Here is a 23,993-nt window from a genome sequence, read left to right as displayed (position 1 = left end):
CCCAGGTGCTATTTCTTCAGGTCGATCCCGACGCCCTTGTTGACGAAGGCCAGCGTGTAGGACTTCTTGATGTCGACGTCGGCCGGCACGACCTTGGCCTTGACCATCTTGTCGTAGAAGCTCTGGATGCGCGCGTCGGTCATCGCGCCGATGCCGAGTTTTTCCGTATCGCCGGAATCGACGATGCCGAATTTCTTCATCTGCTCGATCGAGAACGCGATCTGCTCGTCGCTGATGTCGGGGTTATCTTTCTTGATCGCCGCGTTGGCCGCAGCGTTGTCGCCGTAGAGATAGTTGTACCAGCCCTTGGCCGAGCCATCGACGAAGCACTGAACCACCTCCGGCCGCTTGTCGATCGTCGCCTGCATGGTCTCGATCGTCGTCGCATAGGTGTCGAAGCCGTAGTCGGCGAGCAGGAACAGATTGGGCTGGAAGCCGCCTTCCTTGGCGACGGCGAAGGGCTCCGAGGTCACATAACCCTGCTGGATCGACTTCGGATTGGCGATGAAAGGTGCGGGGTTGAACGCATAGGGCACGCGCTTGGCCGGATCGAAGCCGAACTCCGTGATCATCCACTGGAAATAGCTCTGTGCACCTTCGTCGCCGATAATGTACTGGTCCGCGTTCTTCAGATCCTCCCATCTGTCGAGCCCCTGACCCGGATGGCTCATGATCACCTGCGGCTCTTTCTGGAAGGAAGCGGCGACGACGCGCAGCGGAATGTCCTGCTGCACGGCATCGAAAGCCTGCAGCATGTTGCCGCCCATATAGAAGTCGATCTTGCCGGCGAGCAGCAGCGGCCGGCCGCTGACCTGCGGACCGCCTTGCATGATCGTCACGTCGAGCCCGCAAGCGGCATAGGTGCCATCAGCGACCGCCTGATAATAGCCGCCGTGCTCGGCCTGGGCGAGCCAGTTGGTGCCGAAGGTGATCTTCTCGTTTGCTGCTGCGTTCAGCGTGCTTGCGGCAAGCAGCACGATCGCGCCAGCCGAAATCCTAACTTTTCCGTCCATCCACACCACCCTCAGTTGGCTCCGGCGCGCCGCGCGCCGGGCTCGACACCATCGGTTCAAGAAGCAAGACACATGCCATCGCCCGGACCGTCCGCCTGCGCACAATGGTGCGCGAAGGCCGGACGGGTCATGCTGTACCAAAGGCATCGTGCCTATTTTTTGAACGCCTGTCCACAATCGCCCTGATAGTATGCACTGCATCTTGAGAGCTCGCCTGATCCGGCTTTATGCTGGCAGCAGACTGGAGATTTTCATGTTCAAGTTCCTGACGCCGAAGTCGATCAAGCCGCCCTTTGCCCGCTACAGCCATGGCATCGAGGTGCCGCCCGGCAAGCGGCTGGTGCTGTGTTCTGGCCAGGTCGCCATCACTGTGGACGATCAGATTCCGCAGGATGCCGGCGCGCAGGCCGAGCTCTGTTTTCAAAACATCGCAGCGATTCTCGGCGACGCCGGGCTTGGACTTTCCGACATCGTCCGCATCAACGCCTATGTCACCGACCGCGTCTTCCTGAAACCCTATATGGACGTTCGCGATCGCCTGTTCACCAGCCCGGCGCCGGCTTCGACGCTGATGATCGTATCCGGTTTCGCGCGGCCGGAATTCAAGGTCGAGATCGAGGTCATCGCCGCAGGGTAAGGCGCCGGCTGGCCGAAGGCTGAGAATCGACAGGCCAGCGATCTCAAGTTAAACGAAATCAGGTTGGCGCTGCCCCTCATCCGCCTGCCGGCACCTTCTCCCCGTATAGTGACGGGGAGAAGGGACAAGCTCCAACGCTGGCGACCCCCTCTCCCCGTCTCTATACGGGGAGAGGGTAAGGGTGAGGGGCAGCGCCGACGCCGCCAGTCTCTCTTCGAGGTTCAAAATGGCCGGAACAAAAAGACGCGTGTGGTGGGGCGACTACCGGACGACAGAATACGCCACCATCGACCCGGAGGCGACGATCGCCGTCCTGCCGGTGGCGGCGATCGAACAGCACGGGCCGCATCTGCCGGTTTCGACTGACACCTCGATCATGAACGGCATGCTCGAAACGGTGATCGAGCGCCTGCCTGGCGATCTCGACATCCGCATCCTGCCGGTCCAGGCGGTGGGCAAGTCGAACGAGCACCTGCATGCGCCGGGAACCCTCACCCTGCCGGCGGCGACCTTGATCGAGGCCTGGACCGAGCTTGGCCTATCGATCGCGCGGGCCGGGCTAAGAAAGCTGATCGTCGTCAACTCGCATGGCGGCAACGAGGAGATCATGGGCATCATGACGCGAGAATTGCGCGTGCGGGCAAAGATGCTGGCGGTGAAGACGAATTGGCAGCGCTTTGGCCGGCCGGCCGGCATGTACACCGAGCTTGAGGACCGCCACGGCATCCATGGCGGCGATGTCGAGACCTCGCTGATGCTGCATTTCCGGCCGGATCTGGTCGACATGGCAAAGGCCGACAATTTCGTGTCCAACGTCGCCCGCGCCGAAAAGGAATTTGCGCTGCTGCGCCACACCGGAACGCACGCCTTCGCCTGGCTCGCCACCGACCTCAACCCGAACGGCGTCGTCGGCGATGCCAGCATTGCAACGGCCGAAAAGGGCCGGCTGACCGCCAACCATCAAGCCGACGGTTTCATCAGCCTGTTGAAAGATGTGCGCAAGGCCAAGCTGGCCGACTGGTTGGCATAGGAGGTTTTTCGCCAGCGCCGCGCCGCCCCTCACCTGCCTGCCGGCATCCTCTCCCCGTAAACGGGGCGAGGGGCGCCCTCATCAATGATTTCGCCAATCACCGGCGTTGCAAAAGGGCGCCAGCGCTGCGGCCAGCCCCTTCTCCCGTCGCTATAGGGGAGAAGATGCCGGCAGGCAGATGAGGGGCAGCGCCGACGTCAGCCAATCTTCAACTCAAAAGGGATGCCTTCGAAGGCCTCGGCGCCGCGCCCGATCGCCTGGATCGCACGGGTCATGCGGCCGTTGCGATCGAGCAACGCGTCGGCGACCGCGATCAGCCGCGGATTGGGTGTCGCCGTCGGCGACAGGGCGCGCAGCGTCTCGGCCAATTCGACCTCGCAGCGCTGCGGCGCCAGTGCCGCCGCGATGATGTAGGCCGAGGCCGTAGACCGGCTGATGCCGGCATAGCAATGCACGACCAGCGGCCTTGCACGATCCCATCGGCGCGCGAAATCGAGCAGGCTGCGGACATGCTCCTCGCCCGGCATGGTCATGCCCTCCTGCGCCACCGCAATATCGTGCATGACCAGATGCAGATGGTTTTCCCGGGCGATCGAGGCCGGGCGTGTCACTTCGGTGCCGGCGGCGAGCAGCGAAAGCAGCCGCTCGGCCCCGGTTCTCGTGACCGTTTCCTCGACCTTCGACAGCGAACAGACATGGATCATTGTCGGACCTCCCTGGTGTCATCGTCGCGTTGTTGCGCCCAATCGGCAAGTGCCGATTCGAGCCGCTGCCATTCCTCGCCCTCGCCCGGCAGTCCGGCGCGCAGCACATGCGGCCGGTCGGAGAAATGGCGAAGCAGGATGCCGCGCTCGCCAAGCACCGAAAACAGACCGGCGGCGTCCGCCAGCCTGATATAGCGGAACAGCGTGGTGCCGCCGGCAACAGCAACGCCGAAGCGGCCGAACAGCGCATCGAGCCGTGCCGCATCCCTGGCCAGACGGCGCCGCATCTCGGTCTGCCAGCCGCTGTCCGCAAGCGCGCGGATGCCATATTCAAGCGCCGGGCCGGCAACCGCCCACGGCCCGAACTGCGCCTCCAGCCGTTCGACCGTCAGCGCGTCGGCCAATGCAAAGCCGAGCCGCAGGCCGGCAAGGCCAAAAAACTTGCCGAAGGAGCGCAGCACGACGATGCCGCCATGCTCGACATCGCCGGCCAGGCTTTCCGGGCGCGGGCCGACATCCATGAACGCCTCGTCGACGATGAGCAGCCCGCCTCTGGCGCGCAGTTTTTCGGCAAGCGCCAGCAGCTCCTTGCGTTGGACGATGCGCCCGTCCGGATTGTTGGGGTTGACGACGATGGCAAGGTCGGCTCCTGCCAGGGCCTCGAAATCATCTATCTCCGTCACCGCATGGCCGGCGATTGCCGCTGCCCGCTGATGTTCGGCATAGGTCGGCCCGAGCACCAGCGCCCTGCCGGGGCTGACCAGCGAAGCGATGCGCGGCAACAGGATCTGCGTGCCCGGCGCCGCCATCACGTTGGCCGCCGATGGCGCGCCATAGACGCTTGCCGCGACGTAGGCCAGTTCGCGCACGCGCGCGGCTTCCGGCAATCTCGACAGGGCGGTGGCGGGCAGCTCGAAAAACGGATAGGAGTGCGGATTGATACCGGTCGAGAGGTCGACGAAGGGCTGTGGCGCATGCGGAAAAAGTGCCCTCGCCCGGCCGAGGCTTCCGCCGTGATCCACCAGTGCCGCCGCTCCATCAAGAGACTTCATGTCGATCCTGATCGCTTTCCTGTCACTGCTTGTTGAATTCGCTGTCGGCTATCCCAGCTGGCTGCTCGGCGCCATCGGCCATCCCGTCACCTGGTTTGGCAGGCTGATATCCTTTCTCGACCGCAGGCTCAACCGCGATACTGATTCCGACGCCCTGCGTCGCCGGCGCGGTGTTCATGCACTGCTGATCATCGTGCTGGTGCCGGCCACCATCGCTTTCGCGGTGGAAACCATGCTCGCCGGCATTCCAGCCGGATTGATCCTCACCGCGCTCCTGGCGACATCGCTGCTGTCGCAGAAGAGCCTGGCCGAACATGTCGAGGCGGTGGCCGACGGGCTCGACAATGGCGGACTCGACATCGGACGTGTTGCCGTCTCGCAGATCGTCGGCCGCGATCCGGAAAAGCTCGACAGAGCCGGCGTCTGCCGCGCGGCGATCGAAAGCCTGGCCGAGAATTTTTCCGACGGCGTCGTCGCGCCGGTTTTCTGGATCGGCGTCGGCGGGCTGGCCGGCGGCGTCGCCTACAAGGCCGCCAACACCGCCGATTCGATGATCGGCCACCGCACGCCGCGCCACGAAGCTTTTGGCCGGGCGGCGGCGCGCTTCGACGACCTGATCAACCTGCCGGCATCGCGGCTGACCGCGCTGCTCATCGTGCTGGCCGCCTTCCTCGTCAAAGGCGCCGATGCCGGCAACGCCTGGCGCACCGTGCGGCGCGACGCGAAGAAGCACCGCTCGCCCAATGCCGGCTGGCCTGAAGCAGCGATGGCCGGCGCGCTCGGCCTGGCGCTGGCCGGGCCGCGCTCCTACGACGGCGTCATGGTCGATGACGCGTTCATGGGCGAAGGCGGCCGCCGCGATGTCGAGAGCATGGACATCAGACGTGCGCTAAGACTCTATCGGGTTGCCGACGTTCTGCTGATGGGACTGTTCGGCTTGCTGTCGGTGATCGTCATCGCCGCGTGATGTCCACTGTGCGGCCACCTTCTCCCCTTGTGGGAGAAGGTGGATCGGCGCGCAGCGCCGAAACGGAAGAGGGGTGCTGGACGGAGTGCTGTCAGTGCCAAGCTGGAACACCCCTCATCCGACCTCGCTTCGCGAGGCCACCTTCTCCCACAAGGGGAGAAGGAAGAAGAGGCGGGCAAACTCCTCAGAACTCAATCCCTTGCTGCGCCTTCACGCCGGCGGAAAAGTGATGCTTGGTCACGCCCATCTCGGTGACCAGATCGGCGGCATCGACCAGCGCCGGCTTGGCGTTGCGGCCGGTGACGACGACATGCAGGTTTTCGCGCCGGCCTTTCAGCGCCGCCACCACCGTGTCGAGATCGAGATAGTCGTAGCGCAGCGCGATGTTCAATTCGTCGAGCACTAGAAGGCTGATCGATGGATCGGCCATCAGCTCGAGTGCCTTGGCCCAGGCAGCCTCGGCGGCGGCGATGTCGCGCTTCAGATCCTGCGTCTCCCAGGTAAAACCCTCGCCCATCGTGTGCCAGACGACCCGGTCGCCGAAGGCGGCAAAGGCGTCCTTCTCGCCGGTATGCCATTTGCCCTTGATGAACTGGACGACGCCGACACGCCTGCCGTAGCCGAGCATCCTCAGCGCCAGTCCGAAGGCGGCAGTGGTCTTGCCCTTGCCGGGGCCGGTGTTGACGATCAGCAGTCCCTTCTCGACTGTCTTGGCCGCGACCTCGGCGTCCTGCACCGCCTTGCGCTTGGCCATCTTGGCGCGGTGGCGTTCCTCGTCCCTGTCGTCGATATCGGTCATCTCACTTCACCTTGAGCGGCAGTCCCGCCACCATCAGCAGCACCGTGCCGGCGACGGCGGCGACCTGCTGGTTGAGCCGACCGGCGGCATCGCGAAACCGGCGGGCAAGCGCATTGTCGGGCACGATGCCCTGGCCGACCTCGTTGGAAACCACGAACCACGGCCCGCGCGGCCGCGACAGCACATCCGCCAGCCCTCGGCATTCGGCCTCAATGTCGCGTTCCGCCAGCATATGGTTGGACAGCCACAGCGTCAGGCAGTCGATCAGGACGGGCCGGCCGTCAGGCAGCGCCCCGATCGCGTCGACGAGATCGAGCGGCGCGTCGATGGTCGTCCAGCCGTCGCCGCGCCGCGCCCGGTGCAGCGCGATGCGCTCGCGCATCTCGTCGTCATAGGTTTGCGCCGTGGCGATATAAGCCCACGGCGCCGGGCAGGCCGTCACCAGGCTTTCGGCATGCGCGCTCTTGCCCGAGCGTGCGCCGCCGATGACCAGGGTCAGCTTGCTGCCTGGAGCAGCGCGATCAGGCAAGGTTTTCGCGCAGGCCGGTTGCGGTGCCGGTCAAGCGGCCGCGCACCAGGCCGACGACAGCGCCGAGCACCAGCCAGAACACCAGATTGGTCAGCGTCACCGCCACCACGAACTGGTGGTGCAGGCCTTCCGGGATCGGCGATTCGAAATTTTCGGGCTGCGGCGCGCCGACAATATGCGGCGCCACGATCAACGCCACGGCAATCACCGCCAACGGCAGCGATTTGCGAAAGGCGAGCAGGCCGAGACCGGCCGCGGTCGCCACCACCGTCGCCGTCCACCAGATCTGGCGCTGGGCGAGATCGGCCGTCGGCATCGCCGGCAGTTCTGGCGGCAAGCCAAGGTTCGGGGCCAGCGTGAATACGGCAAAGCCGGCAAAGCCCCAGAACAGGCCCTGACGCCAATTGCCGATGCCGCCGGCGAACTCCGAAGCAGCGACCAGGGTCAGCGCAAAGCCGATGCCGGTGACGACATTGGCAACGACGTTGAAAGCGAAGCGTTCAAAACCGTCGGCCGGCGCCCAGCCTTCCTCTTCCGCGGTGGCTGCTTCAGCCGGCACGGCGCTGCTCATGGCATTGCCGCCTGGCGCGGCCGGCGCCAAACCATGGTCATGCGTGTGGCCACCACCGGCCTGTTCGTAGACTTCCGCCTTGAGGATGAGCGGCACCGTGGCGTAGGCCTGCATGCAGGCGAGAACGACGCCGGCGACAAGCCCTGCGATCGCCGCGATGAACACGACGTTGCGAAACAGTGTCATCGTGTCAGCCCCTTGTCAGTGGCAGGGAAAGCCCATCGAATGGCGATAGTCGTGGGCGGCATTGTGGACCGCATCGATATGCGAGAAGCCGACAAAACCCATGACAAAAACGCCGAGAAATGCAGCAAGCGCCAATTGCACGAAGCGCGACTGCGAGGAGACGGAAGCGCCGAGCGAGACGGAATTCATGTCTTGTCCTTTCGCCCTCCACCCGAGGGCATAGAAGTCAGTTCTCCTGTCGCCGGCAGGTCTCCTGGCTCGCGGATCAGCGCCCTTCCCCACCTTCCCGAAGAGATCATCCCGAAGAACTCTTCAGTGGCATATGGAGAGGACTACCGCACACAGTTGCGGGGGCAGCCACGGCATTGGGCAAATTTTTACCCTTACCGCATTCCCTCTTGGTTCCAAACGGAACCGACGACGGCCGCGACTATAGGCAAAATCGCCGCGCCCGGCAAACCAAATTCCGTCAGCTATGAGTGCGAATGCGCCGTCTCAGGAACCAGCTTGGGTTCCTCTGACGCCGCGATCTTGATGGTTGAATCGTCCGCGCTGCCCCTCACCTGCCTGCCGGCATCCTCTCCCCGTAGAACGGGGAGAGGGGGCTGTCATCGGCGATTTCGCCAATCATCAGCGTTGCAGGGATGGCGCCGGCGTTGCGGCCGGCTTCTTTCTCCCCGTGCACGGGGAGAAATGCCCGGCAGGGCAATGAGGGGCGGCACCGGCTTCGACAACTGGGTGCGAGCGGCGTACGGCGCTTTAGCCTAAGCCCTGAGCATCACCAGGATTTGGCCCTGTCTTCTTTTGTCCGGGGCACCCATGATAATCGTCTTGCAGCACTGAATCAGAATTGCGAGATCATGACCATTCCTATGCCGGCCGTTCACGACCGATCCAGGCGCATCATCGCTATCGACGTCGCCCGCGGCATCGCTTTGCTTGCCATGGCGAGCTACCATTTCACCTGGGATCTCGAATTCTTCGGCTACACCGATCCCGGCCTGACTGCCTTTGGCTGGTGGAAGTTCTACGCGCGCTGCATCGCTTCGACCTTCCTGTTCCTGGTCGGCGTCAGCCTGTTCCTCGCCCATGGCAAACAAATCCGCTGGAACGGCTTTTGGAAACGCTTCGCCATGGTCGCCGGGGCTGCGCTCGCCATATCGGCGGCCACAAGGTTTTTCACGCCCGACAGTTTCATCTTCTTCGGCATCCTGCACGAGATCGCGCTCGCCAGCCTGCTCGGCCTGGCGTTCCTGCGGCTGCCGGCGCTGCTGACGCTGGTTGTCGCAGCTTTCGTCATCACCGCGCCGCTCTACCTCAGGTCGGAGATCTTCGATCATCCGGTCCTGTGGTGGGTCGGCCTGTCGGCAACCAACCCGCGCTCCAACGATTATGTCCCGCTGTTTCCATGGTTCGGCGCCGTGCTTGTCGGCATCGCAGCGGCAAAGCTTGCCTTCGCCTCCGGCGTGCTGACGCGGCTGGCGGGCCTGACGCCCGGCCGCTGGACCAATCCGCTGGTCTTTATCGGCCGGCACAGCCTCGCCTTCTATCTGATCCACCAGCCGGTGCTGATCGGCTCGATCTGGCTGTTTTCGCAAGTCATGCCGGCAGCGGTCGAAACCAGGCAGGTCGCCTTCCAGAAAGAGTGCCAGGCATCGTGCGAGCAATCGCGCGACACGAAGTTCTGCACCAGCTATTGTGTCTGCATGCTCGATACGCTCGAGGGCGAGGCCACGCTTGATCGGCTCTACCGCAACGACCAGGCTGCGGAATGGCAGGCGCACCTCGACGAGCTCGCCGGCGCCTGCACTGCCAAAGCCGACAGCACTTTGATGGAGGGAGGAGCACAATGACCGACCATCAGCAGAAACCGGGCCAACAGAAACCGGGACAGCAAAAACCGGGGGGTATACCGTGGCCGCCGCTGATCTATATCGCGGCCATCGCCGTCAGCATTGCGCTTGGCTTGCTTTATCCGCTGCCATGGATCGGCGGCCTTTTGGGCGACATCCTGTTCGCAGCCGGCTGGGTGGCATTGTTCGGCGTCGTCGCACTCTGGTTCACGGCGATCCGCACCATGATCCGGGCAAAGACGACGCTCCATCCGAACGCCGTGCCGGACCATCTGGTGACGACAGGCCCCTTCGCCGTCAGCCGCAATCCGATCTATCTGGCCAACACGCTGCTGATGATCGGCGTCGCCCTTATCTCGGGCAACCCATGGTTCCTGCCGCTGGCGATCATCGCCGCCTTCGCAACGCAAAAAATGGCGATCGAGGGCGAGGAAAAAGTTCTGGCAACGAAATTCGGCAAGAAATACCGGGATTACGCGAAAAAGGTGCGGCGCTGGATTTGAGGCGGCAAGGTCTTTTTCAGAATTCGCTCTGGCGAGTCAGATAGCGTGGTTTTCGAGAACCGGAGCGGAGCGCACATTTGAGTACGTGAGCACCGGCCTACGCCGGCCGTAGCCTTAACTACCACGATTACTCATGGTGCTTCGGCCGGCGAAGGCCGGAAGCGCAGAGAACCACGCTAGCTGGCCGCGAGAGTAGAATTATCAAAAAGGCCGATCAGGTGTTGACGCCAAGCTCCACCAGCCGCTCGACGCAGGACTCTTCGGCCTGGTCGAGTTCGGCCAGGGTCTCTTCGAGGTCGCGGCGCTTCTGGCGCAGATCCTCACGCTTTTCCTCGATGCGCTTGATCATCAGATTGAGTTGACCGACCTCGCCGGGCGGCTCCTTGTACATCTGGATGATTTCGCGGATTTCGTTGATCGAAAAGCCGAGCCTCTTGCCGCGCATGATCTGGCGGATGAGGTGCCGGTCCGACGGGCGAAACAGTCGCGTGCGGCCGCGCCGTACCGGCTGCACCAGCCCCTCGTCCTCATAAAAGCGCAGCGTCCGCGTCGAAACATCGAATTCGCGGGTCAGTTCGGTTATCGAATAGTATTCCCGCATCATCACTCCAAATGCCCGGCCGCGCTGCGAGTTCCAACCCAGCGGCTCGCTATCGTCCAAACGCGTTTCAGAATCGGCCGGAGGCTGTTCCAAAATCTCGCACGGCATTTACGTAAAAGTCAATTGAGCGGGTGGTCGCTCACACGCCGAACCACCAGGTGGCGAGGCCGAGAAAGGCAAAGAAGCCGACGACGTCGGTGACCGTCGTGACGAAGACCGCCGAAGCCACGGCCGGGTCGATCTTGAACCGGTCGAGCAGCAGCGGGATCAGGATGCCGGCAAGCGCGGCCACGAACATGTTGATGATCATCGCCGCGGCGATGATGCCGCCCAGATTGGGATCGCGGAACCAGGCGGCCGCGACGATGCCGATCAGGATGGCGAAGATGATGCCGTTGATGAAGCCCACCCCCATCTCGCGACGGATGATGCGGCCGGCATTGTAGATGTCGAGGTCCCTGGTCGCCAGCGCCCGCACCGTAACCGTCATGGTCTGCGAGCCGGCATTGCCGCCCATGCCGGCGACGATCGGCATCAGCACGGCCAGCGCCACGATGTGCTCGATCGTGCGGTCGAACAGGCCGATCACCGAGGCCGCCAGGAACGCCGTCAGAAGGTTGACGAGCAGCCACGGAACGCGCGAGCGCGAGGTCGAAAGGATGCTGTCCGACAGTTCTTCGTCGCCGACGCCGCCCATGCGCAGCAGATCCTCCTCGGCTTCCTGCTGGATGACGTCGACCACGTCGTCGATGGTCAGCACGCCGACCAGCCGCTCGTTCTCGTCGACGACGGCAGCGGAGAGAAGGTCGTATTGTTCGAACTCGCGTGCCGCCTCTTCCTGGTCCATCGTCGCCGGAATGGCGTGCCTGGTCTCATGCATGACCTCTTCGACCTTGATCGACCGCTTGGTGCGCAGGATCTGGTCGAGGTCGATGGCGCCGAGCAGCTTGAAGCTCGGATCGATGACGAAAATCTGGCTGAAGCGGTCGGGAAGGTTGTTGTCCTCGCGCATGTAGTCGATGGTCTGGCCGATCGTCCAGAATGGCGGCACCGCGACGAACTCGGTCTGCATGCGGCGGCCGGCGGTCTCTTCGGGATAGTCGAGCGAGCGGCGCAGCCTGATCCGCTCGGTGAACGGCAGTTGCGACAGGATCTCGTCCTGGTCTTCCTTTTCGAGGTCCTCGAGGATGTAGACCGCGTCGTCGGAATCGAGCTCCTGCACCCCCTGGGCAATCTGTGCGTTGGGCAGGCTGTCGACGATGTCGCGGCGGATCGCCTCATCGACCTCGGTCAGCGCGGAAAAATCGAAGTCGGCGCCCAGCAATTCGACCAGCGCGCGGCGCTGTTCGGGATGGAGCGCCTCCAGCAGGTCGCCGAGTTCGGATTGGTGCAGGTCATCGACTTCACGCTTCAGCGTCAGCGTGTCGCGATCGGCGATCGCCGCGCCGATCGCGGCAAGGAACGACGACAGAATGGCGCCGTCCTCGCCATAGATGTCGGAGCTTTCCTCAGCGGCCCTGGCGCCGGTCGTCTGTTCGTTCTGGCCTTCCACCAGCGCCTCCCGCCGTCAGAATTTCGGAAAAGCTGCGTGTCAGGTCTAGCGCATGACCATGAAAATCGGAATCGATTTCCAGAAAGGATCATGGGCAGCGTTAAATTGCTACAGGCGCCTGTCAGATTTCGAAGTCGATGTCAGCGGGGGCAATCATCGACCAATCGCACAATGTCCTGTCCGGCTCTCCCACAATCGTCGCGCCAAGCGCTTGGCAATGCTTGCGAAGCCGTTGTGAGCACTGTCACGGATTTCTAACCCCCGAGGGTCGCCCACTCGCTCATGCAAGAGCGGGCCGGCCAGTCGCTCGATCGGCAACGCGTTGATCCTGCGGGCGGAGTCAATATCCTCACCGACATGCCACCAGCCTTGGCGGCCGCCTGGCGCTTTCGACATTTGCGGATGGCGGCTGGAAACCTTATATAACCGGACTTGTGCATGCCGCAGGCGTGCAGAGATCAATCGTAGAGAAGGATACAGATGCCGGACTCGGATGCGGCAATACCTCGAATTGCACTCGTTTCAACCCATGGCTACGTGGCAGCCAACCCACCGCTCGGCGCGGCCGATACCGGCGGACAGGTGGTGTACGTCCTGGAACTTGCGAAAAAACTGGCCCAACTGGGTTATGCCGTCGATATCTGGACGCGACGGTTTGAAGACCAGCCTGCTGTCGATGAAGTGGCCGACGGGGTTCGCGTCCTGCGTGTCGCCTGTGGCGGACCCGATTTTATTCCGAAGGAATATCTCCACCGCCACCTTCTCGAGTGGTGTGAAAACGCGCTGCGCCTGATTCGCCGCGAAAATCTCTCCTACGACTTCATCAACTCCCACTACTGGGATGCCGGCGTGGCAGGGCAGCGACTGTCGGAAGCGCTCAACATCCCGCACATCCATACGCCGCATTCCCTCGGCATCTGGAAGCAACGCCAGATGAAGACGGACTACCCTGACAAGGCCGATACATTCGAGGCCGAGTTCAATTTCACCGAGCGCATCAAGCACGAGACGATCATCTATCGAAGCTGCGCCATGGTGATTGCGACGACGCCGCCGCAGGTCGACATGCTGGTCGAGGACTACAGCCTCGAGCGCGACCGCGTGCACATGATCCCGCCCGGTTACGACGACAACCGGTTCTTCCCCGTCAGCGAGGCGTCTCGCCGGTTGATCCGCCATCGGCTCGGCTTCGAAGGGCGAACGGTCCTGGCGCTCGGGCGGCTGGCCACCAACAAAGGCTACGACCTGCTGATCGATGCGTTTTCCGTGGTGGCGCCGCGTGTGCCGGATGCGGTCCTGAGGCTCGCAGTCGGCGGCGAGAACATGGACGAACAGGAACAGAAGATTCTCAACCAGCTCAAGCAACAGGTAGAACAGCTAGGCTTGCAGGATCGTGTCGTGTTCTCCGGCTATGTTGCCGACGAGGACCTGGCCGACACCTATCGGGCGGCGGACATGTTCGTCCTGTCGAGCCGCTACGAGCCGTTCGGCATGACCGCGATCGAGGCAATGGCTTGCGGAACGCCGACGGTGGTTACGATCCATGGCGGCCTCTATCGCGGCATCAGCTATGGCCGGCACGCACTTTTTGGCGATCCGTTCGACAAGGAAGATCTCGGCATCACCATCGTCAAGCCAATGAAGCACCAGCGCCTTTACGGCCGCCTGGGCCGCATGGGCGCCCACAAGGCGCGCAGCCTGTTCACCTGGACGGGCATCGCGCAGCAGCTGGTCAGCCTTGTCGAAGGACGTCCGGTGCTGAAGGCGGTCGACGATCATGACTGGGACGAGCCGTGGAACGACGGCGATTGAAACCGATCGCGCTTTTGTCGAGTGATCTCGACGGGACCCTGGCTGGCGATACGCCGGCGACGTCACGCTTTCGGTTGAAATGGGAAGCGCTCGATCCCGAGCACCGGCCGGTTCTCGTCTACAACAGCGGACGCCTGGCCGACGACATCTTGAACTTCGTCGACGAAGTCGCCCTGCCAGCGCCGGACTACGTGATCGGCGGTGTCGGCACAATGCTCGCCGGTCCGCGGCACACCTCTCTTCTCGGGCATTTTGCCCAAAGGTTTTCGGAGGGTTGGTCGCTTGAAAAGGTCGATGCGGTGCTCGGATCGCTCAAAGACACTGTCCGCCAGCCCGACGGCTATCAGCACGCCTTCAAATCGAGCTGGTACCTGCTCGACGCAAGTCCTGAAACCCTTGCCAGCATCGAGCGCGCTCTGGCCGAGGCCGGCCTGTCGGTGACGATGGTCTATTCGAGCGGACGCGATCTCGACATCCTGCCGCGTTCAGCCGACAAGGGCCAGGCGCTGGCTTGGCTCTGCAATGAACTCGGCATCGGCCTCGATGAGGTGGTCGTCGCCGGCGATACCAACAACGATCGCAGCATGTTCGAGCTACCGGGGGCGCGCGGGATTGTCGTCGCCAATGCCCTTCCCGAACTGCTTGACATGGCGCGGGACAACCCGCTGATCTACAGCGCGAAGCAACAGTTCGCCCTTGGTGTCGTCGAAGGCCTCGTTCATTGGTCGGTGTTTGCGGATCCCAAATCCTGAACTGGAAATCCATCCTGAGCTGGAAATCCAATTCTGAACCGGAAACAGGATTTCCTTGTCACGGTTTGAGGGCCCATACCGTCGCGTGTAGAACGGCGCCAGTTTCGGCGATGAGACGGGCCGATTGCACCGGGTCAAAACCGCTGATCCGTTTCGTGCCAGCCCAACGACCGCGATCCGCGAAAACCTCGATCGATCCGTAGTCGAGGAATATCCGCAGCCGTTTCGGACGGGCTCCCTTGGCAATATAGTGAGGGGTCGCCGCTGCGTCGTCTCCATGACGAATGGCAAGTCCCTCGTCGTCGACGACAACCTCGAGCCGGACAGTTGGATGTTGCAGCTTCAACTGGAAATGGGCACCGGGCTTCTCCAGTTCGAACAGGATTTCGACAGCGCCGTTGATGAAGCTTACCTGCTCTCCGGCTGCGAGGCGTGTTCGGTCCAGAATATGGCTCCGCAGGCTCTCGGCAGCGCCGATGGGCGGGGTATGCAACTCGCCTGCAGACAGATGGATGTTGCGAGGCAACGTCATGGCTGTAGGAAAATCGATCGCCGGCCCGGTGTCGGCCCAATTGGCAAGCCAGCCGATGCCGACAATCGCATCACCGTCGACGAAGGCCTGGAAGGCGTAATTATCTGTCCCGAAGTCCAGTTCCTGTTCGAATTCCTTGGCAAAGGTCCGACCATCGAACCAGCCGACAATGGCCATCGTCAGGTTCTTGCGCCGGGTCGACTGGTCTTCACTGTTCATCAGCCCGAGAATCAGAACCCAGCGCGTCGCGGGATCGGTCGCCGGCCCGTCGAGCGGCAGCAGACAGGGACATTCGATCGCCGTCGTCCGATAGTGCTTCTCGACCAGAAGCTTGCCGATATACGTCCAGCCGGTGGCGGCGGTATGGTCACGGGTTTCGTAGAGCAGGACAACGCCGCCTTCATCGCTCTGGCTGCCCAGCAGCATTTTCCAAAGGCCATCCGGTCCCTTGAAGACGTATGGGTCACGAAAATCCGCTGTCAATCCCTGGTCAAGCGGGCGGTATGGCAGGATGACGTGCGCATCTCCCGCCATGATGAGGTCGCTGGAAGTGGCCGTGAGCTGTATCTGCTGTTCCGGGATACGGTCCTGTACCTGCTCGGTGAAAAAGACGCGAATGCCCGGGCCATCGGCAAGCGGAATGGCCGAGCCGGAATAGGCACCGCCTCGCTTGTCAGGCCTTGCGGTGAGATCTTCCGACGGAAACAGGAAGATCGGCATGTGACGCCACCGCAGATAATCGGAAGATACGGCGTGCCCCCAATGCATCGTGTTCCAGCGAAGCCCATGCGAATAATGCTGATAGAACAGATGTGGGCGGCCTCCAAACCGGCCAAATCCATTCGGATCGTTCATCCAGCCGAACGGCGGACGAAAATGATAGCTGTCAGGGATGTTCGGCGGGGCATTTCCCGGATTGGTGTGGAGAACTGTAATGCCGGTCTCCAGCACGTCGGCCAATGCGAACCAGTAGGCAACCGAAACCGAGGTTCGCTCCGTGTCGTAATCCAGTTCGACACTGCCGCCGCCGAAGACGTGAAAAATTCTGAATTCATGCTCTTCGGCGTTGGTGACGCTCACCTCGCCGAACTTGCCACGGACATTGGAAAAGGACAGCGAGCCCGGTACGTCCGGCTTGGTCGCCTTGAGCCAGATATGGAAGGTGGCGTTGACCGGCAGGTCGGCATGCAGGCTTCGAATGGTGTCTCGTCCAGCAATTCTTACCTTGACCTGACTGTCACTCATGAAGCTGGCTCCGTTGCGTACGGCTCTCCCAGGGCAAAACCGGGTGCTCGGCATGGGAATGCGTTGCCGAAGGTTAAAGCTGGATTCTCACTTTGGCAAAGCCATTCCCAGGATCGACAGCCCTTGACGTCAATCGCCGCACAGATCGCCGCCTGCAGCTGCCGAACTCGTGGCGGAAGAAGGTTGACGGAGAGCATGATTGCATTGTCCGACAGCGCAAGGCTTCTCTTTTCCGCGAATTTCGACCTCGTGGATCTGTCGTCCCTTATGCAGAGGGTGACGCCCAGTTAACCAGCGCTGTTGCAACTAACCTTCTATGGCTTGGCGTATTGCAAACTGTGTCTTGATCTGCGCTGGCTGGCGTCCGGTCGCCCACCAGATCACCGACACCACGATAATAGAGACGTAGCCATCAACTGCGTAGTGCCATCCGGTATATACCGAACCGTACATTATCAGGGCTGCGAACATCCAGCCGAGAACACCGAGCCAGAGATTGAGGGAAGAAAGCAGATAGGCATTCAGTGTGGCAAAGGCGACGTGCATGCTTGGCATGGCCGAGATGCCACCGCCCAGGTCTGGCCGGCCACTCTGGTAAGCCGTCAGCAGATATGCAGCGGGCTCGCGCACCATGTGGCTATAGTCGAGACGGTCCATGGCGGCGTTGAGTCCGCTGAAGCGGTCCTCGCCAACAAACTGGTGGTAGTAGATCGGCCCGACCGATGCCAGCGCCAAGGCCAGCATAGTGCCGAGGATGGATAATGTCAGCGCGGCTGCCCAGAGATAGCGGACGCGGCCAATCCTGTCCGACCAGAGAGACACGAAAAGCATGGTGCCGAACCATTGGAAAAACCAAATCACCTCATAGCTGTTGAAGACGACGATCGACCACATGTTGCTGTCGAGCTTGTGCGCGAGTTCCCACGGCGCAGTCCCGTGCAGCCATTCGTCCAGATCGGCTAACCAGTTGTCCGCAAAGAAGGGAACGACGGACGGGATGGCCATCTTGTAGGTAGAGTAGGCGGTCAAGCTGGCGAAGAAGAACAGCAGCACCAGCAAACAGCCACGCCAGCGCGCACGAACCAAATCTATGGCGTAGCGAGTTGGTTCTCCTCGGCCATAAATAAGCGCAGCGGAACAGACACCCGCAACAAACAAGATCGGAATACCGGTAGCGAACTTCTGGACATAAACCAGCGTCAGGTGGAAGAAAGACTGTGGACTTATTGCAGACGCGCACACCACGTAGATTGCTAAAAAGAACGCAAGTCGCAATGACCATCTTGTCGATGGACTGTAATCCCCCACTCCTATAGTAAATGACATACTAATTTACCAAGAATCAAGCGCGCCATCGGTGGCATGGTCAATGTGATAGCGAAGCAAGCTTACCATGCGGTTACTTCAACGTCTGGCTGTCAGGCATATAGTGGCTCCGTCCCTGCGGCTTTCCCGACAGATCGAAAGTCAAACCGGTTCTCGACATGGAAATGCGCGTCCACTACCAAATCTTCGCGCCCGCCCGTCCGCACCAACCGCCGGGTTGGATCGGGCCATCGGTCCTGCGCTATGACTGAAAGCTGAATTTTAGGAGGAGCTCATGGCCATCGGTCCTGACACCAAAGCTGTCTACACCATTGCCCCGACGCCGTTCGAGGCCGATGGCCAGATCGACTGGGAATCACTCGATTCGATGGTCGATTTCTACGAGCGCTGCGGCGTCGATGGCATGACAATCCTCGGCATCATGGGCGAGGCCCCGAAGCTCGACGCCGGCGAATCGCTCGAGATCGTCAAGCGTATCGTGGCGCGCACCAGGCTGCCGGTGATCGTCGGCGTCTCCGCCCCTGGCTTCGCCGCCATGCGCAGCCTTGCGCGCGCCGCGATGGAGGTTGGCGCGCAGGGCATGATGATCGCGCCGCTGCCGGCGCTGCGCACCGACGACCAGATCGTCACCTATTTCCGCAACGCATCCGAAGCGGTCGGCGAGGATGTTCCTTTCGTCCTGCAGGATTATCCACTGACCCTCTCGGTCGTCATGACGCCGGCTGTCATCCGCCGGATAGTCACCGACAACCCGGCCTGCTTCATGCTCAAGCACGAGGACTGGCCGGGCCTCGAGAAGATCAGCGCGCTGCGCGGCTTCCAGAAGGACGGCTTGCTGCGGCCGCTGTCCATCCTCACCGGTAATGGCGGCCTCTTTCTCGACTTCGAGATGGAACGCGGTGCCGACGGCGCGATGACAGGCTATGCCTTCCCCGACATGCTGGTCGAAATGGTGAAACTGTCTGCCGCCGGCGAGCGCGAAAAGGCGCACGATCTTTTCGACGCCCACCTGCCCTATCTGCGCTATGAGCAGCAACCAGGCGTGGGACTTGCGGTACGCAAATATGTGATGATGAAGCGCGGCGCCATCGCGTCGGACGCCCAGCGCAAGCCGGGCAGTGCGTTGTCGGCGGCAGCCAGACAAGAGGTCGACTATTTGCTCATGCGGCTGGAAAGTCGCGTCCGCAATCAAGGCTCAACATAGCGCAATCAGTGGGCTTTTGCCGCAAATCACGTCAAAGCTATCCGCGTGAGCGCTTGCGTGAAAAGCGCATTTTTTTGTTGAGGATTCCCAATGATCCGCACAGTGTTTTCAGCCTGCACAACAGTCTCGGGAAGAACTGCGGGGAAACCAAAAACGCACAATAAAAATAACAGCTTACTGGATAAAGCTGGTGCGGTCGAGAAGACTCGAACTTCCACGGGTTGCCCCACAGCGACCTCAACGCTGCGCGTCTACCAATTCCGCCACGACCGCACGTGGTAGGAGCCGGAACGAACCGGCTCGCGGCGTGTAGCAAATCGTTTCCGGCGAAACAAGGGCGCGTCGCGCAATATTTGGCCGGGCTAGGGCATAACCATGCAAAGAGCAGAAACGCGCTCGCAACTGGACGTTTCAGCCGATTGCCGCCATATGTGAGGCGAATGCATGTCGCCCAAAAACATGCCATCGGGCTTGACCGAGTGTGCGCAGCGGTTTGGGGCAACATGCATAAAACAAAAACCTAAGGCGTGCCCACGGTTCCCTTCAAACGCGGCGCGCTTTAGACGAGACATGCCATGACAGAACGCAGCCAGATCGCCACGTCGTTCCTGCCCCTGCCCGGTTCGGCGCCGGTCGAATGGCGGATCGAACCCGGCCTCACCGCCTATCCGGATGCGCTTGCGGTGATGGAGGCGCGCGCCGATGCCATCAGAGGCGGCGCCGCCGGTGAGATGGTCTGGCTTGTCGAGCACCCGCCGCTCTACACCGCCGGCACCAGCGCCCGCATCGAGGACCTGATCGAGCCCGACCGGTTTCCGGTGTTCGCGGCGGGACGCGGCGGCGAATACACCTATCATGGGCCAGGCCAGCGGGTCGCTTATGTGATGCTCGACCTGAAGCGGCGGCGCGAGGATGTCCGCGCCTTCGTCGCGGCACTTGAACAATGGATCATCGGCACGCTCGCTGCCTTCAACGTGCGCGGCGAACGGCGCGAGAACCGCGTCGGCGTCTGGGTGGTGCGGCCGGATCGCCCCGCCCTGCCCGACGGATCGCTCGCCGAGGACAAGATCGCCGCCATCGGCATCAGGCTGAGGCGCTGGGTGAGCTTTCACGGCATCGCCATCAATGTCGAGCCGGATCTCAGCCACTTCAGCGGCATCGTGCCGTGCGGCGTGCAGGATCACGGCGTCACCAGCCTCGTCGATCTCGGCCTTCCCCTGGGAATGGCCGATCTCGATCTCGCGCTGAAATCGGCCTTCGAGGATGTCTTCGGACCCACCGCAGCTCTGCTTGTCGAAACGGCCCGCAAGGCCGGCTGACAAAGCGGCGCCGAACTGACGCCGCCCCGAATAAACGAGGCGCGATGCCTCACATCGCTCCGATCCAGATCGCCATGGAAATGAGAAACGTGCTCATGCACACCAGTGACACGACATCCTGAACAAGACCGGTCATAACGCTCTCCTGTTTTCAGCGTGTTCGCATTTTGTTCTAATTGTGTTCGAGTGTCAACGGCCGCATTGGAAGTGTGTCGCGGAATTCCGGGCGATCAGTTCGGCAGGGTTAAGGAAAGGTTATGGGCGGATTTGCGCCGTTCACGCTGGTTGCGTGTCGGGAAATGCGGCCAGACTGGGTGGGGTTCCGAGACCGGAACGGAGCCTACTGTTGGGTACGCCCACTGCCGGACGCGCAGGTATCAGCCGTTCGCAGGCCGGCATCACCTGAATATCGATACAGCTAAAGCGGAACGACCTTGCCGTCGGCGAGCGTGACGCGACGGTCCATGCGCGAGGCAAGCTCGTGATTGTGGGTGGCGATCAGCGCCGCCAGGCCCGACTGCCTGACCAGCGCCCCCAGTGCCTCGAACACGTAGGAGGCGGTGACCGGGTCGAGGTTGCCGGTCGGCTCGTCGGCCAGCAGCACCAGCGGCGCATTGGCGACGGCGCGCGCGATGGCGACGCGCTGTTGCTCGCCGCCGGACAGTTCGGACGGTCGGTGCTGCGCGCGCTTGCCGATCTGCATGTAGTCGAGCAGTTGCGCCGACCGCTCGGCAGCCTCCTTGCGCGTCAGCCCTTTTATCAGCTGCGGCATCATGATGTTTTCCAGCGCCGTGAACTCCGGCAGCAGGTGATGGAATTGATAGACGAAGCCGACATCGTTACGGCGGATCGCCGTGCGCTCGTCGTCGGAAAGCCGCCCGCAGGCGCGGCCGGCCAGAATGACATCGCCGGCGTCCGGCCGCTCCAGCAGTCCGGCGGTGTGCAACAGCGTCGATTTGCCGGTGCCCGAAGGCGCCACCAGCGCCACGATCTCACCGCGCTTCAACGAAAAATCGGCGCCGTTGAGGATGGTCAGCTTGCGCGGCCCCTGGACATAGTGCCGCTCGACGCTCTTCAACTCGATAATGGCCTCGGCCATCATTCGTACCTCAGCGCTTCGACCGGATCGAGCCTGGCTGCGCGCCATGCCGGAAACAGAGTCGCCAGGAACGACAGCACCAGCGCCATCAGCACCACGGAGATCGTCTCGCTGGCGTCCATGCGGGCAGGCAACTGGCTGAGGAAGTAGAGTTCGGGATTGAACAGCCTCTCGCCGGCCAGCCACGAGAAGAACTGGCGGATGCGCTCAACGTTCAAGCAGATAATGACGCCGAGCAGAACGCCGGCAAAGGTGCCCACCACGCCGATCGCCGCCCCCGTCATCAGGAAGATGCGCAGGATGGCGCCGCGCGTGGCGCCCATGGTGCGCAGAATGGCGATATCGTGGCCCTTGTCCTTCACCAGCATGATCAGCCCCGAAATGATGTTGAGCGCCGCAACCAGCACGATCAGCGTCAGGATCATGAACATGACGTTGCGCTCCACTTGCAGCGCATCGAAGAATGTTTGGTTTCGTTCTCGCCAGTCGACCATGGTGATCGGCCGCTGCGCTGCCTCCTCGACCCTCGGTTTCAGCGCGTCGACATTGTCGGGATTGTCGACATAGATCTCGATCGCCTGGGCCCGGCCATCCATGTTGAAATAGAGCTGGGCTTCCGAAAACGGCATGTAGACGATCGAGCTGTCATATTCCGACATGCCGACTTCGAAGATCGCGGTGACCGGGTAACCCTTCATGCGCGGTGTCGTGCCGAGCGGCGTCACATCGCCGTCGGGGGCGATCAGCGTGATGGTGTCGCCGAGCACAAGACCGAGATTGTCGGCCATACGGGTGCCGATGGCGACGCCCTCGCCTGTGTCGAAGCCGGCGATCGAGCCCTGCTTGATATTGGTGGCGACGATTGAAATCTTGCCCAGATCCTCGCCGCGGATGCCGCGCACCAGCGCCCCCGACCCGCCGCCGACATTGCCTTGCGCCAGCACCTGCCCGTCGATGAGCGGAATGGCGTATTGGACGCCGGGCACGCCGTTGATGCGGCCGGCGACCTGCGCGTAGTCCTCCAGCGGCATGTCGAGCGGCTGCACGATCAGATGGCCGTTGACGCCGAGGATGCGCGTCAGGAGCTCGGCGCGAAAGCCGTTCATGACAGCCATTACGACGATCAGCGTGGCGACGCCCAGCATGATGCCGAGGAACGAGATCGACGCAATGACGGAGATCACCGTCTCCTTGCGGCGCGAGCGCAGATAGCGCCACGCGACCATGCGTTCGAAGACGGAAAAAGCTCCGGCGGCCAAGGGTTTAGCTGCTGCCGCTCCACTCATGCGGCAAAACCGAAGCGTTTCTTCACGTCGGCGATCGGCAGCGTCTCACGCTCGCCGTTCCTGCGGTTCTTGATCTCGACCTCGCCGGCGGCCACGCCGCGCGGCCCGACGATCACCTGCCACGGCAGTCCGATCAGGTCGGCTGTGGCGAACTTGCCGCCCGGCCGCTGATCGGTGTCGTCGTAGAGCACGTCCTTGCCGGCGGCGACAAACGCCGCATAGAGTTCATCGCAGACGCGGTCGCAGTCGGCGTCGCCGGCTTTCATATTGATCAGGCCGATGTCGAAAGGCGCCACCGCCTCCGGCCAGATGATGCCGTTGTCGTCATGGCTAGCCTCGATGATCGCCGCGACCAGCCGCGTCGGGCCGATGCCGTAGGAGCCTCCGGAGGCAAAATGATCCTTGCCGTCGGGCCCGGTCACCTTGGCGCCCATCGGCTTCGAATATTTGTCGCCGAAATGGAAGATGTGGCCGACCTCGATGCCGCGCGCCGAGACGCGGTCGCTTGTCGCGACCTTCTCCCACGCCGCCTCGTCGTGCATCTCGTCGGTCGCCGCATAGGGCGTCGTCCATTTCCTGACGATGTCGCCGATCTCGGCATCGTTGGAGAAGTCCGTGTCGGCCCCCGGCACATCAAATGCGAGATAGTCGCGATGGCAATAGACCTGGCTTTCGCCGGTGTCGGCCAGGATGATGAATTCGTGGCTGAGATCGCCGCCGATCGGCCCGGTGTCGGCACGCATCGGGATTGCCTGCAGCCCCATGCGCGTGAACGTCCTGAGATAGGACACGAACATCCTGTTATAGGCCGCCTTGGCGCCTGCAAAATCGAGATCGAAGGAATAGGCGTCCTTCATCAGGAACTCTCTGCTGCGCATGACGCCGAAGCGCGGCCGCACCTCGTCGCGGAATTTCCACTGGATGTGATAGAGATTGAGCGGCAGATCCTTATAGGACTTCACATAGGCGCGGAAAATCTCGGTGACCACCTCCTCGTTGGTCGGTCCATAGAGCATGTCGCGATCCTGCCGGTCCTTGATGCGCAGCATCTCCTTGCCATAGTCGTCATAGCGGCCGCTTTCGCGCCACAGCTCGGCCGACTGGATGGTCGGCATCAGGATCTCGAGCGCGCCGGCCCGGTCCTGCTCCTCGCGAACGATCCGGCAAACCTTGTCCAGCACCCTCTTGCCGAGCGGCAGCCAGGAAAAACTGCCTTGCCCCTGCTGGCGGATCATGCCGGCGCGCAGCATCAGCCGGTGCGAGACGATTTCGGCCTCGCGCGGATTTTCTTTGAGGATAGGCAGGAAATAGCGCGACAAACGCATGGACTGGTCCGTGAGAGAGAGGATTGCCGCACCGGAATCGGCGCAGCGCAGGCTTGCTTGCCCCGGCTTCATAGCCATTTCATGACGGAATGGAAA

The 23,993-nt window shown here is 62.3% G+C and carries 23 protein-coding genes, 1 tRNA gene and 1 riboswitch; of the genes, 9 read left to right on the top strand and 15 right to left on the bottom strand.

The genetic code is table 11. The features are described from left to right. Window positions 1-8: 8 nt before the first annotated feature. A complete protein-coding gene (locus JG739_RS15150) occupies window positions 9-1,013 on the bottom strand; it encodes an ABC transporter substrate-binding protein (protein WP_202367148.1) in 1,005 nt (334 codons plus the stop codon). Between the two features lie 253 nt (window positions 1,014-1,266). Between JG739_RS15150 and JG739_RS15145 the strand changes: the two genes are divergently transcribed. Together JG739_RS15145 and JG739_RS15140 are read left to right on the top strand one after the other, a co-directional pair. Then, on the top strand, window positions 1,267-1,650 hold the full coding sequence (locus tag JG739_RS15145) for a RidA family protein (RefSeq protein WP_202367147.1): 384 nt from the start codon (window positions 1,267-1,269) through the stop codon (window positions 1,648-1,650). A 226-nt stretch (window positions 1,651-1,876) separates the two neighbouring features. After that, window positions 1,877-2,680, top strand: coding sequence for a creatininase family protein (locus JG739_RS15140; protein ID WP_202367146.1), 804 nt, complete (start codon window positions 1,877-1,879; stop codon window positions 2,678-2,680). Window positions 2,681-2,877: 197 nt separating this feature from the next. On the opposite strand, the gene JG739_RS15135 is transcribed toward JG739_RS15140, so the two are convergent. Together JG739_RS15135 and cobD are read right to left on the bottom strand one after the other, a co-directional pair. Next, window positions 2,878-3,384: a tyrosine phosphatase family protein gene (locus tag JG739_RS15135; RefSeq protein WP_202367145.1), complete on the bottom strand. Its 507-nt coding sequence runs from the start codon at window positions 3,382-3,384 to the stop codon at window positions 2,878-2,880. Continuing rightward, window positions 3,381-4,436: a threonine-phosphate decarboxylase CobD gene (gene cobD, locus JG739_RS15130; protein WP_202367144.1), complete on the bottom strand. Its 1,056-nt coding sequence runs from the start codon at window positions 4,434-4,436 to the stop codon at window positions 3,381-3,383. The genes JG739_RS15135 and cobD overlap by 4 nt, the downstream gene beginning before the upstream one ends. Between cobD and cbiB the strand changes: the two genes are divergently transcribed. After that, a complete protein-coding gene (gene cbiB / locus JG739_RS15125; RefSeq protein WP_202367143.1) occupies window positions 4,435-5,403 on the top strand; it encodes an adenosylcobinamide-phosphate synthase CbiB in 969 nt (322 codons plus the stop codon). The two genes, cobD and cbiB, sit on opposite strands and share 2 nt — an antisense overlap. 184 nt (window positions 5,404-5,587) lie before the next feature. Here cbiB and cobO read toward each other — a convergent pair whose 3' ends face one another. Genes cobO through JG739_RS15105 form a run of 4 tightly spaced genes read right to left on the bottom strand, consistent with a single transcriptional unit; the run spans window position 5,588 to window position 7,677 of the window. After that, a complete protein-coding gene (cobO, locus tag JG739_RS15120) occupies window positions 5,588-6,202 on the bottom strand; it encodes a cob(I)yrinic acid a,c-diamide adenosyltransferase (RefSeq protein ID WP_202367142.1) in 615 nt (204 codons plus the stop codon). Window position 6,203: 1 nt separating this feature from the next. After that, the gene (gene cobU, locus JG739_RS15115; protein WP_202367477.1) at window positions 6,204-6,701 is read right to left on the bottom strand and encodes a bifunctional adenosylcobinamide kinase/adenosylcobinamide-phosphate guanylyltransferase; all 498 of its coding nucleotides are present in this window, start codon (window positions 6,699-6,701) and stop codon (window positions 6,204-6,206) included. Window positions 6,702-6,723: 22 nt separating this feature from the next. After that, complete coding sequence (locus tag JG739_RS15110) at window positions 6,724-7,488, bottom strand: CbtA family protein (RefSeq protein WP_202367141.1); 765 nt, start codon at window positions 7,486-7,488, stop codon at window positions 6,724-6,726. A gap of 15 nt (window positions 7,489-7,503) precedes the next feature. Next, window positions 7,504-7,677, bottom strand: a complete 174-nt coding sequence (locus JG739_RS15105; protein WP_202367140.1) for a CbtB domain-containing protein — start codon at window positions 7,675-7,677, stop codon at window positions 7,504-7,506. Between the two features lie 37 nt (window positions 7,678-7,714). Further along, window positions 7,715-7,922: riboswitch (cobalamin riboswitch) on the bottom strand. A 426-nt stretch (window positions 7,923-8,348) separates the two neighbouring features. On the opposite strand from JG739_RS15105, the gene JG739_RS15100 reads away from it, so the two are divergent. Both JG739_RS15100 and JG739_RS15095 read left to right on the top strand, forming a co-directional pair. Then, a complete protein-coding gene (locus tag JG739_RS15100) occupies window positions 8,349-9,341 on the top strand; it encodes a DUF1624 domain-containing protein (RefSeq protein WP_202367139.1) in 993 nt (330 codons plus the stop codon). After that, a complete protein-coding gene (locus tag JG739_RS15095; protein WP_202367138.1) occupies window positions 9,338-9,844 on the top strand; it encodes a methyltransferase family protein in 507 nt (168 codons plus the stop codon). Before JG739_RS15100 ends, JG739_RS15095 begins: the two co-directional genes overlap by 4 nt. 214 nt (window positions 9,845-10,058) lie before the next feature. On the opposite strand, the gene JG739_RS15090 is transcribed toward JG739_RS15095, so the two are convergent. Together JG739_RS15090 and mgtE are read right to left on the bottom strand one after the other, a co-directional pair. Next, window positions 10,059-10,445 (bottom strand): MerR family transcriptional regulator, encoded by a 387-nt coding sequence (locus tag JG739_RS15090; protein ID WP_023685221.1) that lies wholly within the window; start codon window positions 10,443-10,445, stop codon window positions 10,059-10,061. A gap of 139 nt (window positions 10,446-10,584) precedes the next feature. Beyond that, window positions 10,585-11,997, bottom strand: coding sequence for a magnesium transporter (gene mgtE / locus JG739_RS15085; RefSeq protein WP_202367137.1), 1,413 nt, complete (start codon window positions 11,995-11,997; stop codon window positions 10,585-10,587). A 480-nt stretch (window positions 11,998-12,477) separates the two neighbouring features. Between mgtE and JG739_RS15080 the strand changes: the two genes are divergently transcribed. Both JG739_RS15080 and JG739_RS15075 read left to right on the top strand, forming a co-directional pair. Further along, window positions 12,478-13,809, top strand: coding sequence for a glycosyltransferase (locus tag JG739_RS15080; RefSeq protein WP_202367136.1), 1,332 nt, complete (start codon window positions 12,478-12,480; stop codon window positions 13,807-13,809). Next, window positions 13,806-14,561 (top strand): HAD-IIB family hydrolase, encoded by a 756-nt coding sequence (locus tag JG739_RS15075; RefSeq protein ID WP_202367135.1) that lies wholly within the window; start codon window positions 13,806-13,808, stop codon window positions 14,559-14,561. Before JG739_RS15080 ends, JG739_RS15075 begins: the two co-directional genes overlap by 4 nt. A 58-nt stretch (window positions 14,562-14,619) precedes the next feature. On the opposite strand, the gene JG739_RS15070 is transcribed toward JG739_RS15075, so the two are convergent. After that, a complete protein-coding gene (locus JG739_RS15070) occupies window positions 14,620-16,338 on the bottom strand; it encodes a GH32 C-terminal domain-containing protein (protein ID WP_202367134.1) in 1,719 nt (572 codons plus the stop codon). A gap of 306 nt (window positions 16,339-16,644) precedes the next feature. Beyond that, window positions 16,645-17,613: a phosphatase PAP2 family protein gene (locus tag JG739_RS15065; protein ID WP_244749899.1), complete on the bottom strand. Its 969-nt coding sequence runs from the start codon at window positions 17,611-17,613 to the stop codon at window positions 16,645-16,647. Window positions 17,614-17,938: 325 nt separating this feature from the next. Between JG739_RS15065 and JG739_RS15060 the strand changes: the two genes are divergently transcribed. After that, window positions 17,939-18,868 (top strand): dihydrodipicolinate synthase family protein, encoded by a 930-nt coding sequence (locus JG739_RS15060; protein ID WP_202367132.1) that lies wholly within the window; start codon window positions 17,939-17,941, stop codon window positions 18,866-18,868. 188 nt (window positions 18,869-19,056) lie between these two features. Here JG739_RS15060 and JG739_RS15055 read toward each other — a convergent pair. Then, window positions 19,057-19,141: transfer RNA gene (locus JG739_RS15055), tRNA-Leu, on the bottom strand. Window positions 19,142-19,443: 302 nt separating this feature from the next. Here JG739_RS15055 and lipB point away from each other — a divergent pair. Beyond that, the gene (lipB, locus tag JG739_RS15050; RefSeq protein WP_202367131.1) at window positions 19,444-20,187 is read left to right on the top strand and encodes a lipoyl(octanoyl) transferase LipB; all 744 of its coding nucleotides are present in this window, start codon (window positions 19,444-19,446) and stop codon (window positions 20,185-20,187) included. Window positions 20,188-20,605: 418 nt separating this feature from the next. Here lipB and JG739_RS15045 read toward each other — a convergent pair whose 3' ends face one another. Genes JG739_RS15045 through proS form a run of 3 tightly spaced genes read right to left on the bottom strand, consistent with a single transcriptional unit; the run spans window position 20,606 to window position 23,897 of the window. After that, the gene (locus tag JG739_RS15045) at window positions 20,606-21,289 is read right to left on the bottom strand and encodes an ABC transporter ATP-binding protein (protein WP_174654574.1); all 684 of its coding nucleotides are present in this window, start codon (window positions 21,287-21,289) and stop codon (window positions 20,606-20,608) included. Continuing rightward, window positions 21,286-22,572, bottom strand: a complete 1,287-nt coding sequence (locus tag JG739_RS15040) for a lipoprotein-releasing ABC transporter permease subunit (RefSeq protein WP_202367130.1) — start codon at window positions 22,570-22,572, stop codon at window positions 21,286-21,288. The genes JG739_RS15045 and JG739_RS15040 overlap by 4 nt, the downstream gene beginning before the upstream one ends. Further along, entirely contained in the window at window positions 22,569-23,897 is a 1,329-nt protein-coding gene (proS, locus tag JG739_RS15035) for a proline--tRNA ligase (protein WP_202367129.1), read from the bottom strand. The genes JG739_RS15040 and proS overlap by 4 nt, the downstream gene beginning before the upstream one ends. Between the last annotated feature and the right edge of the window lie 96 nt (window positions 23,898-23,993).

This window comes from Mesorhizobium sp. L-2-11, from assembly GCF_016756595.1.
Classification (GTDB): domain Bacteria; phylum Pseudomonadota; class Alphaproteobacteria; order Rhizobiales; family Rhizobiaceae; genus Mesorhizobium.
The sequence above is the reverse complement of the archived record's forward strand: the minus strand, read 5'-3'. Positions and strand labels throughout refer to the sequence as shown.

Coding starts and splice junctions, on each gene's coding strand:
- JG739_RS15150 (WP_202367148.1), bottom strand. CDS start 1,013: ATGGACGGAAAAGTTAGGATTTCGGCTGGCGCGATCGTGCTGCTTGCC.
- JG739_RS15145 (WP_202367147.1), top strand. CDS start 1,267: ATGTTCAAGTTCCTGACGCCGAAGTCGATCAAGCCGCCCTTTGCCCGC.
- JG739_RS15140 (WP_202367146.1), top strand. CDS start 1,877: ATGGCCGGAACAAAAAGACGCGTGTGGTGGGGCGACTACCGGACGACA.
- JG739_RS15135 (WP_202367145.1), bottom strand. CDS start 3,384: ATGATCCATGTCTGTTCGCTGTCGAAGGTCGAGGAAACGGTCACGAGA.
- cbiB (WP_202367143.1), top strand. CDS start 4,435: ATGTCGATCCTGATCGCTTTCCTGTCACTGCTTGTTGAATTCGCTGTC.
- cobD (WP_202367144.1), bottom strand. CDS start 4,436: ATGAAGTCTCTTGATGGAGCGGCGGCACTGGTGGATCACGGCGGAAGC.
- cobO (WP_202367142.1), bottom strand. CDS start 6,202: ATGACCGATATCGACGACAGGGACGAGGAACGCCACCGCGCCAAGATG.
- JG739_RS15110 (WP_202367141.1), bottom strand. CDS start 7,488: ATGACACTGTTTCGCAACGTCGTGTTCATCGCGGCGATCGCAGGGCTT.
- JG739_RS15105 (WP_202367140.1), bottom strand. CDS start 7,677: ATGAATTCCGTCTCGCTCGGCGCTTCCGTCTCCTCGCAGTCGCGCTTC.
- JG739_RS15100 (WP_202367139.1), top strand. CDS start 8,349: ATGACCATTCCTATGCCGGCCGTTCACGACCGATCCAGGCGCATCATC.
- JG739_RS15095 (WP_202367138.1), top strand. CDS start 9,338: ATGACCGACCATCAGCAGAAACCGGGCCAACAGAAACCGGGACAGCAA.
- JG739_RS15090 (WP_023685221.1), bottom strand. CDS start 10,445: ATGCGGGAATACTATTCGATAACCGAACTGACCCGCGAATTCGATGTT.
- JG739_RS15080 (WP_202367136.1), top strand. CDS start 12,478: ATGCCGGACTCGGATGCGGCAATACCTCGAATTGCACTCGTTTCAACC.
- JG739_RS15070 (WP_202367134.1), bottom strand. CDS start 16,338: ATGAGTGACAGTCAGGTCAAGGTAAGAATTGCTGGACGAGACACCATT.
- JG739_RS15060 (WP_202367132.1), top strand. CDS start 17,939: ATGGCCATCGGTCCTGACACCAAAGCTGTCTACACCATTGCCCCGACG.
- lipB (WP_202367131.1), top strand. CDS start 19,444: ATGACAGAACGCAGCCAGATCGCCACGTCGTTCCTGCCCCTGCCCGGT.
- JG739_RS15045 (WP_174654574.1), bottom strand. CDS start 21,289: ATGATGGCCGAGGCCATTATCGAGTTGAAGAGCGTCGAGCGGCACTAT.
- JG739_RS15040 (WP_202367130.1), bottom strand. CDS start 22,572: ATGAGTGGAGCGGCAGCAGCTAAACCCTTGGCCGCCGGAGCTTTTTCC.
- proS (WP_202367129.1), bottom strand. CDS start 23,897: ATGCGTTTGTCGCGCTATTTCCTGCCTATCCTCAAAGAAAATCCGCGC.